Annotated in this window: 11 protein-coding genes; 6 read left to right on the top strand and 5 right to left on the bottom strand. The window is 51.3% G+C overall.

The window, feature by feature from the left end; translation table 11 throughout:
- Positions 1-601: 601 nt before the first annotated feature.
- Genes HK11_RS07860 through HK11_RS07850 form a run of 3 tightly spaced genes read right to left on the bottom strand, consistent with a single transcriptional unit; the run spans position 602 to position 6,578 of the window.
- Complete coding sequence (locus tag HK11_RS07860) at positions 602-2,170, bottom strand: efflux transporter outer membrane subunit (RefSeq protein WP_086554796.1); 1,569 nt, start codon at positions 2,168-2,170, stop codon at positions 602-604.
- Positions 2,167-3,375 (bottom strand): efflux RND transporter periplasmic adaptor subunit, encoded by a 1,209-nt coding sequence (locus HK11_RS07855; RefSeq protein ID WP_086554795.1) that lies wholly within the window; start codon positions 3,373-3,375, stop codon positions 2,167-2,169. Before HK11_RS07855 ends, HK11_RS07860 begins: the two co-directional genes overlap by 4 nt.
- Positions 3,375-6,578 carry an efflux RND transporter permease subunit gene (locus tag HK11_RS07850; protein WP_086554794.1) on the bottom strand — a complete coding sequence of 1,068 codons (3,204 nt, stop codon included), beginning with the start codon at positions 6,576-6,578 and terminating at the stop codon, positions 3,375-3,377. Before HK11_RS07850 ends, HK11_RS07855 begins: the two co-directional genes overlap by 1 nt.
- A gap of 611 nt (positions 6,579-7,189) precedes the next feature.
- Here HK11_RS07850 and HK11_RS07845 point away from each other — a divergent pair.
- Both HK11_RS07845 and HK11_RS07840 read left to right on the top strand, forming a co-directional pair.
- Positions 7,190-7,516, top strand: coding sequence for a hypothetical protein (locus HK11_RS07845; RefSeq protein ID WP_143216364.1), 327 nt, complete (start codon positions 7,190-7,192; stop codon positions 7,514-7,516).
- On the top strand, positions 7,513-8,652 hold the full coding sequence (locus HK11_RS07840) for an energy transducer TonB (protein WP_086554792.1): 1,140 nt from the start codon (positions 7,513-7,515) through the stop codon (positions 8,650-8,652). Before HK11_RS07845 ends, HK11_RS07840 begins: the two co-directional genes overlap by 4 nt.
- Positions 8,653-8,781: 129 nt before the next feature.
- Here the strand turns inward: HK11_RS07840 and HK11_RS07835 are convergent, their stop codons facing one another.
- On the bottom strand, positions 8,782-10,305 hold the full coding sequence (locus HK11_RS07835; protein ID WP_158092799.1) for a UvrD-helicase domain-containing protein: 1,524 nt from the start codon (positions 10,303-10,305) through the stop codon (positions 8,782-8,784).
- A 245-nt stretch (positions 10,306-10,550) separates the two neighbouring features.
- Here HK11_RS07835 and HK11_RS07830 point away from each other — a divergent pair, with 245 nt between their 5' ends.
- The 4 genes from HK11_RS07830 to HK11_RS07815 all read left to right on the top strand — a co-directional run bounded on the left by HK11_RS07830 (position 10,551) and on the right by HK11_RS07815 (position 12,902).
- Positions 10,551-10,991 carry an acyl-CoA thioesterase gene (locus HK11_RS07830; protein ID WP_086554790.1) on the top strand — a complete coding sequence of 147 codons (441 nt, stop codon included), beginning with the start codon at positions 10,551-10,553 and terminating at the stop codon, positions 10,989-10,991.
- A 230-nt stretch (positions 10,992-11,221) separates the two neighbouring features.
- Positions 11,222-12,052 (top strand): ferritin-like domain-containing protein, encoded by an 831-nt coding sequence (locus HK11_RS07825; protein WP_086554789.1) that lies wholly within the window; start codon positions 11,222-11,224, stop codon positions 12,050-12,052.
- Positions 12,053-12,103: 51 nt separating this feature from the next.
- Positions 12,104-12,484 (top strand): VOC family protein, encoded by a 381-nt coding sequence (locus HK11_RS07820; RefSeq protein WP_086554788.1) that lies wholly within the window; start codon positions 12,104-12,106, stop codon positions 12,482-12,484.
- Between the two features lie 34 nt (positions 12,485-12,518).
- Positions 12,519-12,902 carry a VOC family protein gene (locus tag HK11_RS07815; RefSeq protein ID WP_086554787.1) on the top strand — a complete coding sequence of 128 codons (384 nt, stop codon included), beginning with the start codon at positions 12,519-12,521 and terminating at the stop codon, positions 12,900-12,902.
- A gap of 105 nt (positions 12,903-13,007) precedes the next feature.
- Here HK11_RS07815 and HK11_RS07810 read toward each other — a convergent pair whose 3' ends face one another.
- Positions 13,008-14,813: an AMP-binding protein gene (locus HK11_RS07810; RefSeq protein WP_086554786.1), complete on the bottom strand. Its 1,806-nt coding sequence runs from the start codon at positions 14,811-14,813 to the stop codon at positions 13,008-13,010.
- Positions 14,814-14,896 lie beyond the last annotated feature (83 nt).

Here is a 14,896-nt window from a genome sequence, read left to right as displayed (position 1 = left end):
CTTATTGTCCTGATCTGCTCCTGGATACGCATATCCAGACCCCTTGGGAAAATAATACCAGAAAATGCAAAAAGTTATGATGGCAGGCGCAGAGGTGATTGATTAAACGAAGAGAAAAGTTCGGTGTTTATCACGTTCTTTTTCATACTCTTCCTGCATTTTGTAATGCCACACATGAGCACTTTAAAAAAATGCTATGTCAGGCCGCATCATGTCGTTTCGATCTCGATACTAACCTTAGCGTAAAGCGGCGCGTTGTGAATAATATATTTCGATTCCAAAACATTAATTTTTTGTTTTGTATTTTAATAGTTTTTTGAAAATCACCTTATACTTAATATAATATTTATTTATACTAAAGGTATAAGGAAAATTATATCATCACTATAAGAAAAACAGAAGCAATGAGACGGTATAATTAAAGCAGCTTTACGCTATTGCTGCGGGCTGCTGCCTGAGGTCACTGCCAGCCTGTGCCGATCAGTGCCCAAGAGCTCAGATCAGCTAAAATTTTTTGTCATGAAATAAAAAAAACGGCCACTACCTGAACAAACAGATAATGGCCGCCGGTTAAGTCATATACGAAAGATTTTTCTTATCTTTATTTCGTCTGACCCGTAAGATTTTCAAAGTTCTCAGGCTTCACTGTCGTGATGCCGCCTGCTGCTGCAGGATGATGCAGATTATCATACTGCAACACATCAAACGTCATAGTCTGATCTGGTGTTGGCAGCATCTTATCCTGCCAGCCACCACCCAGTGCACGCACCAGCCTGACAGTAGACTGTAAAGCCTGGCTTTGTACCTGCGCCTGATTGATACGGGCATCAAGCGTGCTGACCTGCGCAATAAGAGCCTCAAGGTAGTTATCAGCGCCACCTTTATACAGCACCATTGTCAGTTTCTGTGTCTGCATCGCAGCCTGCACAGCCTTTTTCAGGCGGTCATTTTCGCTGCGCAGACGTGCTGTTACTGACATACCGTTTTCAACATCCTTAAAGGCGTTCAGAACGGTCATACGGTAGTTATCACGCGTTTCACGGTAGCTCGACCAGGTGCGCTGCAGCTGCGCACGGCGCAGCCCGCCCTCAAAGATCGGCATGGTGACCGAGGCACCATAGGTCCAGAAACTGTTGGCAAGTTTAGCAAGGTCAAAACCGTTCGCGTCAAAACCACCCTGCGCGTTAAACGACACATGCGGGTAGAACGCTGCACGGGCAATACCGATCATGGCATTGGCCTGAGCCATTTCACGCTCAGAGGCTGCCACGTCAGGACGACGCTGCAGAATTTCTGAAGGCAGACCTGTGGGAATAACCGGCTCTGCATCGCTCAGCTGGTCAACCGGCACGATATGGAATGCTGAGGGTGAAACATTCACCAGCACAGCAATGGCATGCTCCATCACATCGCGCTGTGCCTGCACATCAAGCTGATGCGCTTCTGTCATGTAAAGCTGATTTTGAGCACGGGCGACATCAATACCAGTGGCATTCTGATTTTGCAGACGCACCTCGGTCATCTTCAGCGCCTGCTTATAAAATGCAATCGACTGTGTGTAGATCGCGTTCTGTGCATCAAGGCCGCGCAGTGCAAAATAATCTGTTGCGAGGTCAGCCTGAAGGCTTAACCGGGCAGAAGCATATTGTGCAGCAAGCTGCTGTGCATAGTATTTCTGTGAGCGGACACGGTTACGAATAGAAGACCAGAGATCAGGCTCCCAGCTCGCAATACCCCCATAGAACTCATCAGTCGCTGTGATCGGCCCCTTATAACGAAACAGCCTGTCAGCAGAGCTTTTATTATCACTGCCACCAAAGGAAAGACCAAAATGCGGCAGCAGGTCAGAGCGCGCTTCCATCACGATGGTACGGGCCTGGGCAAACCGTTCAGCCGCAGCCTGCAGGTCGCCGTTACTGGTCTGGGCCTGTGTCTCCAGCGTGTTAAGCGTGGGGTCGTTAAACAACGCCCACCAGTCAGAACGCAGCGCGCTGTCCTGTGGCTGCGCGACATGAAACAGCCCCTGCCCGCGCCATGCGGCAGGAACAACAAATTTAGGGTCTTTATACGTGGGGGCCAGGTTACAGGCCCCCAGCATCAGTGCTGAGGATAGTGCCACCCCTCTCAGGGCAGCACGTTTTTTGTTACGACGTAAAGAAGATAAGCTCATTCGTCATCATCTCCCGCACTGGCTTCGGCCTTAGCATTGCCACCTGTTGTCAGGTAGCCTTTTTCAGGCACACTCAGATGTACCTTCTGGCCTTCGAGCAGGTCAGCCGGCGGGTTATCAATCACCTGATCACCTGGCTGCAGCCCTCCGTCAACCTCAGTGTAGGAGTCAGACATACGTCCGACTTTAATGTTTCTGAAGTGTGCAATATCCTGCGCATCAACAATAGCAACCTGCATTCCGTTTTCCTGGAACACCAGTGCCCCTGTCGGGATCGTATAAACCCCGGGCTCTGACGGTGCTGTCAGCGCAACAGTAGCAAATGACCCGGGCCAGAGCTTCTGGTCATTATTATCAATCGTGAACTCCGTTACGGCAGTACGGGTGTTGGGGTCATAACCTTTAGCAATAGTCAGGAACTTTGCCGTAAACACCTGATTAGGATACTGCGGCACTGTCACTTGTGCGGTCAGGCCAGGCTTGAGCATGTAAGAGAACACCTCAGGCACAGATACGAACAGACGCATCTCGTGCGTATCAGCCACCGTAAAGAGTTCGCTTGCACCGCCATTATCACCAATGCCGCTGCCCGCGCCAACATAGTCACCCACGTTGACGTTACGCGCCGTTACGACACCATCAAATGGTGCAACAATGGTTTTAAACTTCTCAAGTGCAGCAAAGTGGTCAACGTTTGACTGTGCCGCTGCCAGAGCAGACTGTGCCGCCCGCTCGTTAGCATTCTGCACCGTGACTGACTGCCCTGAAACAGCCTGAGACTTACCCATGTTCCGCCAGCGGGTTGCTGTCACTTCAGCCAGGTTATATTTGGCCATCTGCACCTGCAGGTCAGCTTTGGCCTGCGCGTACTGGGCATCAAGACTTGGTGCGTTGATTTCGGCCAGAATATCGCCAGCCTTTACCGTCGAACCATAGTCCTTATACCACATTTTTACATAACCGGAGACCTGGGCAATCATCGGTGCCTGATACCAGGCATTAATATTACCAGGCAGGGTCAGAGAGACCGTATCAGGGGCCGGTTTGGGCTTAACCACAGCAACATCAGGAATGTTTGCTGTCGTTGCAGCCACATCAAGTTCGTGCTGGTTGTGCATACGATGCGCCACCAGGTAGCCACCATAGACAAGAAATGCACAGAACACGGAGCCAGCGAAAAGCTGTGTTTTTGTGAAAGCGGGCATCAGACAGCCTCCTTCCCGTTTTCGGAAGCCTCACCAGTCTCATGACCGTGTGGCGTATCAGAGTTTTTGTGAAAAATGGCGTAAACGCAGGGTACGAACAGCAGGGTGGAGATCGTTGCAACAATCAGCCCGCCGATAACAGCTTTACCCAGTGGTGCATTCTGCGAGTTACTGGTTGCCATAGGCACCATACCGATAATCATAGCAGACGCTGTCATGATAACCGGACGGATACGACCAAAGCCGGCTTCAGCCGCAGCTGTGATCGCTCTGCCATGAATAGCAAACCGTTCCTTTGCAAAGGCAACCACCAGAATGGAGTTCGCTGTTGCCGTTCCCATGCACATAATAGCCCCGGTCAGTGCAGGCACTGAAAGGCGCGTCTGTGTCAGGAAGAGGCTCCAGGCGATACCGGCAAGAGCACCTGGCAGTGCAGAGATGATAATGAACGGATCAACCCATGACTGGAAGTTCACCACGATCAGCATGTAGATCAGCACAACCGACACAATCAGACCGAAGATCAGCTCGTTATATGCCCCGTGCATGGTTGTGGCCTGACCATGAATGTCAACCACGGCACTGCGGGGCACATCACCTTTCGTCTGAGCAATAACCTTATTAACACCGGCCAGAACTGAACCCAGATCTGTGCCCTCAGCAGAGACATAAATGTCAATGTCAGGCATGGAGTTAAAGTGAGACACCTGCCCTGGCGTGCCAATTGCTGACACATCACTGATAGCACCCAGAAGCTGCATATCTTTACCGCCCGGGTCACCATCGCCTTTATCAACCGGAATAGTCAGCAGGTCATTATAATGAGTCAGCTGGTCCTGAGAGACATAGACGTTGAGCGGGAAGGTAATGCCGGTTTTAGGATCGAGCCAGTATTGCGGATCAACCGTCTGACTGCCTGAAAGGGTCATCAGCTGGTTGTTAGCAATATCAGCTTCAGTCATGCCGGTAGCCTGACTGAAAGTACGGTTACCCTTAACAAACAGCGTTGGTGTTTTCATGGTTTGCTGAATAACAACATCAGCAGCCCCGGGCACACCGCGGAGTTTATTGACCAGAATACGGGCATAGTCATAGTTTGCTCTCAGCTCTGGTCCTGATACCTGAATATCAATCGGAGCTGGTGAACCGAAGTTCAGGATTTTCTCGGTCAGGTCAGCAGGCTGGAAGGTGAAAACACTGCCCGGAAAGTTAGCAGAAAGTTTGTCACGCAGCAGGGCACGATAATCCCATACCGGAGATTCGCCGTCTTTAAGAGAAATCGTCAGGTCACAGTCCTGGGTTCCGATAGTTGGTGTCGGAATAAAGGCCTGGTTATGCGGCCCTTCGGGCAGACCACAGTTATTGATAATGCCAGACACTTTGCCAGGCAGCAGAGCATCGATACGGTTATCAACCAGAGAGACGATACGCCCTGTTGTTTCGATACGTGTGCCAAGAGGGGCACGCATGTGCATCTGAATCGTGCCAGACTTTACTTCAGGGAAGAAGTCCTGACCGGCAATAAGAAACAGCCCCAGAGACAGAACCGAAGCCCCCAGGAAGCACAACACAAACAGTTTACGACGCACGAGAATACGCTCAAGGAAACGCCCGTAAGCCAGACGGAACACATGGAACGCATGCTCAAATTTGTTCTGAAACTTACCAAAGAACCCTTTAGGCAGTGCCTGATGCTCATCACCATGTGCACCGGGATGTACCTGACCGGCCAGCAGATATTTGGCCATTGTCGGCACGAGGGTTCGTGACAGAATAAACGAGGCAAGCATCGCATACACAATGGCTTCAGCCATTGGCATGAACAGCCAGCCGGCAACACCACTCAGACGGAAGAGCGGGGTCCACACAATACAGATACACAGAGTTGAAACCAGGGTTGGAATAACGATCTGGTTTGCAGCATCAATAATGGCAGGCTCGAGGTCTTTTCCTTCTTCAAGATGCGTGTCGATGTTTTCAATCATCACGGTCGCATCATCGACGAGAATACCAACGGCCAGAGCAAGACCACCCAGTGTCATCACGTTGATAGTCTGACCTGACAGAAGCAGGCAGATAATCGCACTGAGAATAGCCAGCGGGATCGACGTTGCAATAATAACTGTTGAACGCCATGACCCAAGAAACAGCAACACGACAAGACCTGTGAGGATCGCAGCTGTCACCATCTCACGCACAACGTCTGTAATCGCTTCTTTCACGAAGACTGAAGCATCACTCAGCACAGAAATGTGCACGTCGGGCGGAACAATTTTCTCAATACGGGGAAGAAGGGCTTTGGTCTGTGCCACAACATCAAGTGTTGAAGCATCACCACTTTTCATGACAACAATTTCAACACCCTGACGCCCCTGGACAAGCACCAGGTTGGTCTGCGGGTGGCCACCACGATACACGTTAGCCACGTCATGAACGTAGATAACAGCATTACCAACACGCTTAACCGGAATATCACCCAGCTCTTTCATTGAGCGCGGTGTCGCGTTGGTCTGCACCATCCAGTCAGTTCTGTGAATTTTCTGGTCACCGGCCGGCAGCACGATGTTCTGCGAACGCAGAGCGTTCTGCACATCCATGGCTGACAGATGATGCGCCTGAAGCTGTTTCTGGTTCAGCGCAACCATGATGAAGCTGTCCATACCACCGTAAGCCTGAGGCAGAACCGCACCAGGCACCGTCACAAGAATAGGACGGATACGTGTCATGGCAATTTTAAACAGATCAGAAGGGGTCTGCTTCTGTGAGGTAACCTGAAGCGCAAGAACAGGCACTGAAGAGGCCTCAAGCTTCATCACCATCGGGGCAGGAATATTTTCTGGCAGCTGCTTGATCACAGTCTGCGAGATGGCGGTCACCTCAGCTTCTGCTTCCCCAATATCTGTTCCGGGCTGGAAGTAGATATTAACAATGCTACGGCCGTAGTACGTATTACTCTCCATGTGCTCAATGCCCTCAACAGTTGAGGTGACATTCAGCTCGTAGTTATAGGTAATACGGCCGGCAAATTCCTCTGGCAGCATCCCGCCATAGGTCCATACAACCGACACAACGGGAATACGGATATTGGGGAAAACGTCTGTCGGGGCCTTAAGCAGAGATAAAATACCAAAGGCCAGAATAAGTATAGACAGAACAACAAAAGTATAAGGTCGCTTAAGCGCCGTTACAACAATGGCATTCATGCGGTTCCTTTCATGCGAAATTACTCGGTGCAGCGCAAATTCAAGAGCAAAAACGTAATTGTGAAGTGCTATCACATATGCCGAAAAAAATTACGGGCAAATTAAAAAAAATACAGATTAGTAATATGAGGCAAATATGTGAAGGGTATACTTATTGTTGCGGCAAAAAAGACACTTTTTCGCCACAAAATTATAAAGAAAGTGCCATATTATTCTTAAAAATTACATTAAGATATTAATTAAATTCATTCATATTATGTAATATTATAAAAACGTTACTTTTAGAAAATATTCATAAAATCATTTTAAGTCGGGCCATATTCTGCCACAATCCACTATAAGGTATATGAAAAATGTCTGTATTTTAATATTTTCATACACCAGCCCTTCCTGACAGCCGGCAAGGCAGAGCGGCACGTTTAAAAAAGCCGAATCGTACCCCCTGCAGGTATTGCTTTCTCATCGCGCACGATGAGCCTGGTATAATTTTCATGATCTGCGCAACGGGTTTACATTGCACAGCCATTGGCCGCACAGGTATAGTAAACGCTCACCCCCCTGCTGAACACGGCAGGTGTTTTTTGTTTTCTCTGGCACAAAGAGAACAGGCAATGGCAACAACACAAAAAGCCTGCTGCTTCAGGCCAGAGCCATATGGTCCTGCTGCCGTCACCCCCGTTGCATGGCAGGTCCGGGTTTTAACCCTCTCATGGCTGACCATTGTTTCTGCCACTCTTCAGGCTATGTTCTTTATCAGGGCGCAGGCTGAGCAGATGCGGATGTTCTGGCCGGCCTGCACCGTGACTGCTATATTCAGTACAATAGTTTTTATGATTATCTGTTATCATACACCAGCAGATGGCTGGCGCTGGCGTCAGGGGGAGACTTATCGTATGAAAGACGTTACCCCCGCTGAGGAGAGACCAGGCGCTTCATGAACTCTACACTCAGAGGTCCGTCATCAGACCAGGAGCAGCGCGAGCCGCGCCTGAACACAGGCAGAGCTGCGTCTTCAACCCTCGCCGATGCGGCATTTACCGATTTTGCAACACGTGAAGGCCTGCACACAACAGGCACGGCTTTGCCACGCCCTGCCAATGTACAGGTGCCTGGGGTTATTACCGGGCTTATGCGCAAAGAGCGCTATGCCGACACCACCCTGGGCCCTGTACTGACGGCCTCACTCATCGCTCATGTTGTTCTGTTCACGGCCCTGCTATGGAAAAGCGCACACCATAACCACTCCGGCAGCAAAGAGGGCATTGATCAGCCCTCCGTTGAAATGGTGTTCAGCAAACCTCAGGGCAGCTCGGGCATGACCGGTGAACCCTCGCCTGACATGGGCAGCGGCAATAACGGAAAAACCGCCAGCACTGCCGGCACAGCTGAACCAGAGCCTGATGCCGCCCCTCCTGCTCCGGCTGTCACACAACCTGAAACACCTTCAACCCCGCCCCTGCCCCCTTCTGATGACGGCCTGCCTCAGCCCACTCCGGAAGAAAAGCAGCCGGTAAGGCCTGCTTTTACACCGGCCGGCAAAACACCTAAAGCAACAGGCAAAACACCATCTGCCTCGCCATCACACAGACGCCCCACACATCACCAGCAGAAATCACCATTTGCGAACCCGAAAGACCTCTCGTTTGATGAAGCCCCTGCACCAAGGCGCAGAACCACGGGGCGGCCGGGCGGGTCACGCGGGCCTATCGACCTTTCTATCGGGCCAATGGTGGACCATGGGCAGCTCAGCGGACAATATGCCTCACGCGCCTCGATCAAAGGGGTCAGCGATGATTATGCTGAGCAGATCAGCTCCTGGATCGAACGCCACAAATACTACCCGCCTGAGGCCGCCAGCAATGGTGAAGAAGGCCCCTCCTCCGTGCATGTTATCCTGGACAGAACAGGCCGGGTGCGCGCGGTGTACCAGACCAGCTCGTCGGGTTCATACTATCTTGATGCTGCCACGACAGGAATGTTCCGCGGGGCGCAGCTCCCTCCGGTACCGCCTGACATGAAGGGCAACCATTTTGATATTGATATGACGATGAACTACTTCCTCATCCGGCGCTAACAGCCGGGAGGAGGATCTTTCCTGACTGAGAATGTTACTAAAATATGTGATTAATACGCATATTTTCATATATTTTAGTATGACATTGCCCGACCCGGCCTGTGCAGACGCGGCAAACTCTGCTCACTCTCAGCTGTTTGCCCGCCAGAAGGTATAAAGCGCCTCCGGCAGATAAAGGGTCTGACGCGCACGGGTGCAGGCCACGTAAAGCAGGTTAATCTCCTGGTCACACTCTTCCATCCGGCGGGTCAGATCGCGCGCTTTGCGGGCGCGGGCACGGGCTGAGCCGGTTGTCTCCTCCTCCAGCTTAAACCGGCGGGCAAGCAGCTTCTCACGCCGCTGTGCCCACTCTGCCGGAGAGAGGAAGTCATCCAGCATCATCACTGTCTCAAACTCGCGCCCTTTTGCCTTATGCGCCGTTGAGCAGATCAGGCTGACCTCTTCAGGGTCATCACGGTGCAGAGACTGAATAACCCCGATTTTTGTATCAAGGTCGCTGCCATGCTTTTCAATAATCGTGACCAGCTTGCGGGCCATGGGGTCGGCCGTGTCACCCTCACGCGCGGCGAGCAGTTCAGCCCATGATGAAAATGGCAAACGCCCCTGCCCGGCCTGCGATGGTGGTGCACCGATACTCTGACGATACAGTGATAAAGCTGCCCGAATATCCTGCACCATATCCTGTATGCCTCCCAGAACATGAAACGGGCGGTCAATCAGGGCCAGGCTCTCAAACAACCTGATGTTGGTGCGAGCCATCACCAGTGTCTCGTGCGAGGGGCGGATTTTACCCTGATAAAGATGAATGGCGCTTTTAACGGCCGGGTTACCATGCAGCGGGTAACGCGGCGGCACAGAGTGGCAGGACAGCACGCGCGACGCGAGCTGCGCCACGGGCTCACCAAAGCGCCAGCTGCGGCTGAGGGGCAAAGCTGGCACATGCAGGGCCGACATGGCATCTACCGCGCCACGAAACGCAAAAATAGACTGGTGCGGGTCACCCGCCGCTACCACCGGCAGACCTGATTTTTCGAGAATAGAAAATAAAACCGGGTTCAGATCCTGGGCCTCATCCACCATGATGTAATCATAGCCGGTTATCTGCCCCTCCATCTCGAAACGTTTGAGATACACATCATGCGTGATGGGAAAATCATGACGTTCATAACGCATAATGTAGCGAAAAGCCTCAGCCACAAATGTGCGGATATCACGGTTACGGGCCATATCCTGCTCAGGGCAGTGGGCCTGTGTCAGCTTTGTACCTGCCGAGACCAGAAAGGCTGACAGGGTCTGCAGGGCAATGCCGGCACTGCCAGGCGGAGCTTTAATACCAAGCTCTTTTTCAAGCTGGCGCACATGGCGGGTCGTGTAACGGCCTGTGAGCCGTGAGCGCTCAAGCGAGCCGATATTCAGCGCGGCAAATGCATAAGCATGGGCTGTGCGGGCCTCAACATGCCGGCCAAAACGCCCCCTGGCCTCGCGCGCAATCGAGGCATTAAATGCCAGATAAAGCCCCCGGTAGCGGGCCCACTGCGTGCTGAACATGACCAGCGTACTGGTTTTGCCGCACCCGGCACCGGCCACAACCTTAAAACTTTCGGTCGGGCTGCGGGCTATGACCGCAGTCTGCTCAGGCGTGCATGTTATCATTACTCTTCCGCTTGTCGTATAAACCAAAGGCCGCCACAGGCTACGCGCAGCAAAACGCCCTTCAGATAACATTCCTGTTTTCAAAAACAAACCAGCTTTACAAAAAACGTCTCTGACCTTTACAAAAAGGCAGTATATCCCGCAGGTCGTGCACCTGCCCTGCGTCATTTCAGGCGGCTGTCTGGTCAGAGCATTGTCCCTGCTGCCCTGTTATGGCCGTCACACACTCAGGAGCATTCTTCCTTATGCCTGAAACATCCCCCGCCCTTCCTGCCGGCATCCCCACCATCCGCGTGGTTGCCATGCCCAGCAATACTAACCCTGCCGGTGATATTTTTGGCGGGTGGATTGTCTCTCAGATGGATCTTGCCGCCGGCACAGTGGCAGCCTTTCGCTCCAATGGTCGTGCCACAACGGTTGCCATTGACAAACTGACCTTTCTCGAACCTGTAGCGGTCGGGGATGAAGTGAGCATTTATACTGAGATCACCCGTGAGGGGCATACCTCACTGACCATTCATGTGCAGACATGGCGCCGCGCACGCCACACCCACAAAACAAGCAAGGTCACAGAAGGCGACTTTACCTTTGTTGCCCTGGATGAAAACCGCCGCCCGCGCCCGCTGCCTGATATGGACAAAATTGACCCATCTGCCGGCCCTGTCGGCATACGCAAAAAAGACTGATAAAAAAACAAGATACAGCAACAAAACCACAGATGACCGGCCGGAGCATCTGTGGTGCGTGCATAGCTGACTTCAAAATACGCATTATCCTGCTCTGGCACTTCATATCAAAAACAGGCTATGAGCTAACGACAGGAACCGGCAGGCTATTCTGACCGGTAAGGGCGTATGCCGGCACAAACCACATGCAGCCCCGACAGATATAGTCAGCGCAAAGAGGCACAACAGAGATGAAACACTGGCAGATTGATCAGCTACCCTGGGATCAGTTTGACCCCGCAAAAGTTGACCCTGAGTTGCTCAAGGCGGTAAAAGCTGCCTCGGTTGTAGAGCGTAACAGTGTCGATTATGCCATTTATCTCAACAACGTCTTCTCTGATGACCCGGACTTTAAACAGGCGGCTGATGAATGGGCTGTTGAAGAAATTCAGCATGGTGATGCGCTGGGCCGCTGGGCTATGCTGGCTGACCCGGAATGGGACTATCAGGCTGCCTTTCAGCGTTACCGCGACTTTTATCATATCAACCTTGAGGTCGATACCTCTATCCGTGGCTCACGCACCGGGGAGCTGATTGCCCGCTGCATGGTGGAAACCGGCACCTCATCTTTTTACTCAGCCCTGGCTGATGCCACTGATGAACCCGCCCTGAAAGCCCTGTGCCGCCAGATTGCCGCAGACGAGTTCAGACATTTCAAGCTGTTTTATGACCATATGCACCGCTATCTCAGGCGGGAGAACATCAGCACATGGCAGCGCGCACGCATTGCCCTGGGGCGGATTACCGAAAGTGAGGATGATGAGCTGGCATCGGCCTATCACACCACGAACGAGCCTGAAAATATGCCCTATGATCATAAACGCTGCATTGCCAATTATATGGCACGCAGCATGAAGTCATATAAACCGCAGCACCTTAAGCGTGTCACCAACATGGTGTTTAAAACCATTGGCCTGACACCGCACAGCAAAATTCAGAGCGTTGCGTTCTGGATTACCGAAAAACTGTTTTTCAGCCGTCAGGCAAAATTTGCCCGTATGGCCGGACTGCAAAGAAATTGACCCGCATGCCCTGCATTCGGGTCTTTCAATCGCTGATCAAAGGATGGTCTCATGTTTAGTCATGTTACCCTGGGAAGTAATGATATTCCCCGGTCTAAAGTTTTTTATGATGCGATCATGGCCGCACAGGGCGCGCAGGCTTTGCCTGCTCCTAAACCGGGTATTCTTGTCTACGCTCTTGATGGCCAGATGCTGATCATTACCACTCCCATTAACGGGCAGCCTGCCACTTATGCTAACGGCGGCACAATTGGCCTGCGCATGACCAGTGCTGACCAGGTTGACGCCTGGCACAGGGCCGGGGTGATAAATGGTGGTGTTACGGCTGAGAACCCGCCTGGCATACGACACACCCCCATGGGTGACATGTATCTCGCTTACCTGCGCGACCCGGATGGCAACAAACTCTGCGCCATTTATAACGTGCCCTGAGCAGCAGGCTCGTATAGCCAACAAGGAAAAGAATATGTTCAGTCACATTGCTCTGGGCAGTAACGACCTGGCCCGCACAAAAATTTTCTATGATGCGATTATGGCCGTTCAGGGTGCTGAAGTGATGGATACGTCAAAAAAGCCAGACCGGCTGATGTATATCCATAATGGTCAGCGCATTATTCTGATCACCCCGATTAACGGCCAGCCTGCCACCTGCGCCAATGGTGAAACCCTGGGCCTGGCCATGACCAGCCCTGAACAGGTCGATGCCTGGCACAAAGCCGGCACTGAGCACGGAGGGGTGACAGCTGAAGACCCGCCGGGTGTGCGTCACTCCCCCATGGGTGACATGTATCTCGCTTATCTGCGTGACCCTGACGGCAATAAGCTGTGCGCTTTTTATAAAATGCCCTGAAGTAAAAAAGATGCTGCCGGGCCTGAACATGACAGCATCTTTCGTTCATATTGAAAACCTGGCCCGGTTATCAGTCCGGGCCGTCTCAGCCAGATATTTTTATAACTAATGATGAGAAGCTGTTTCTTCTTTTAAGATAGAAACTGTCCTGAACGAGGCTTTATCGAATTTCTTTTCGAAAAGGATCGTAAATTTCTTTTCGAGAAACATCTCCTGCGAGAGACGCATTCTGATTTTACCGCTTGATGTTTTCATCAGGTTTCCTTTCCTGACAAATGCAACCGTGCATAAATTGATACGCCAGGTTCTGAAAATGATTTGTGCCAGGGCATCAGCTCTGGCGCGCAATGCGTCATTATCATCAGCTGTATTTTCGACAATAACAAACAGCTCCTGGTCACCGCCATGCACAATCTGATCAAATACAATAGTATTGGAAAGCGTTACGTCAGGGTCTGCCAGCCCAAGGGCTGAAATAATATCCTCCACATCAAAAACCTGCTGACTGATCTCAATACGGTTATCAAACCGCCCGACAACATAAAGCTGGTCTTCGAACAAAAATCCTCTGTCTCCGGTTTGCAGGTAATGCCCCCTGTCACCTTTGCCGGTATTTATGACACCGGCCGGAAACTGTGAAACATAACCAGGGGAGACACTCTGGCTATGCAGGCAGATTTCTCCCACCTGGCCTGGCGGAAGTATCTCACCGCTTTCGGGGCGGGTAATAGCCACGCTGCCAGCCTCAGCCACCCGGCCACATGACGCAATAAGCCGTTCATCGAGCGTATTTTGAGGGGGAGCAACCACACCGAGCGACAGATTGCTGCGCGAAAAAGACCCGAATGTAATACCCTGCCCGCGCTCACCCGCAGTCGCCATCAGCGTGGCTTCAGCCAGACCATAGCAGGACGAAAATGCAGTCTTTTTAAAACCGGCAGCAGCAAAATGCTGTGCAAATTTATCCATCGTGCTGCGCGAGATATATTCAGCACCATTAGAGGCCAGCTGCCAGCGGGATAAAGACAGACCAGCGGCCTCCTCTGCTGAGATACGGCTTATACAGGCGTCATAAATAAAGTTCGGCCCGCCTGAAATGCTGGCCTGATACTTACTGATGGCACTGAGCCACCTTACAGGTTTTTCGAGCACTTTCTCCGGCGGGAGTAAAACACACTGAGCTCCGACCGCCAGAATAATCAGGGCACCACCAATAAGCCCCATATCATGCGTCAGAGGCAGCCAGTTTACCCCGCAAAGGTCGGCCCGCGTAAAGCTGAATGCCGTAACCTGTAACGCAATATTATGGGACAGATTACGATGCGTAAGCACCACACCTTTAGGGTTACTGGTTGACCCTGAAGTATATTGTATCAGGGCAATATCATCTTTTTTCCGGTCAGGTGTTACCAGTGTATAAGTGGCAGGTATAACGTCTGTAGGGATCCATAAAAAACCTGCACCAAGCATCTTACCTGTAAAATGCTTCTGAAATTCACTCAGAATAACTTTAGGCCCGATAACGGCCACAGCCTGAGAATCTTTCTGCACATGTGCAAAACGCTCAAGCACATTATAGGACCTGGGATAAACCCCCGACACCGGCACCATACCCGCTGTCATACACCCCATAATGCCACGAATATAATCGAGGCTGCTGTCATACAGTAAAATAACCCGCGAACCACTTCTGAGCACTCTTTTCAGCCAGGCACCAAGCCGGAATGAAAAGTCCTGTAATTGTGAAAATGTCGTGCTGTCAGTCTCATTTTCACCATCCCCCAGAAATTTATACACTTCATGATCGGGTGTTCTGTGACGATGATAAGCTAATGCATCAACGAGTGTATTTTCGCCCCAGTCAATATAATATTTTCCATTATTTTCTGAACAAATAAATTTTTTAACCATAATCACTGCCTTGCAGCTACTTCATAAAAGTACACTTTAATACTTTCATGACATCATACAAGTAACCATAGATTTCAAAATGT

Source organism: Acetobacter sp. DmW_043 (genome assembly GCF_002153485.1).
GTDB classification, from domain to species: domain Bacteria; phylum Pseudomonadota; class Alphaproteobacteria; order Acetobacterales; family Acetobacteraceae; genus Acetobacter; species Acetobacter thailandicus.
The sequence above is the reverse complement of the archived record's forward strand: the minus strand, read 5'-3'. Positions and strand labels throughout refer to the sequence as shown.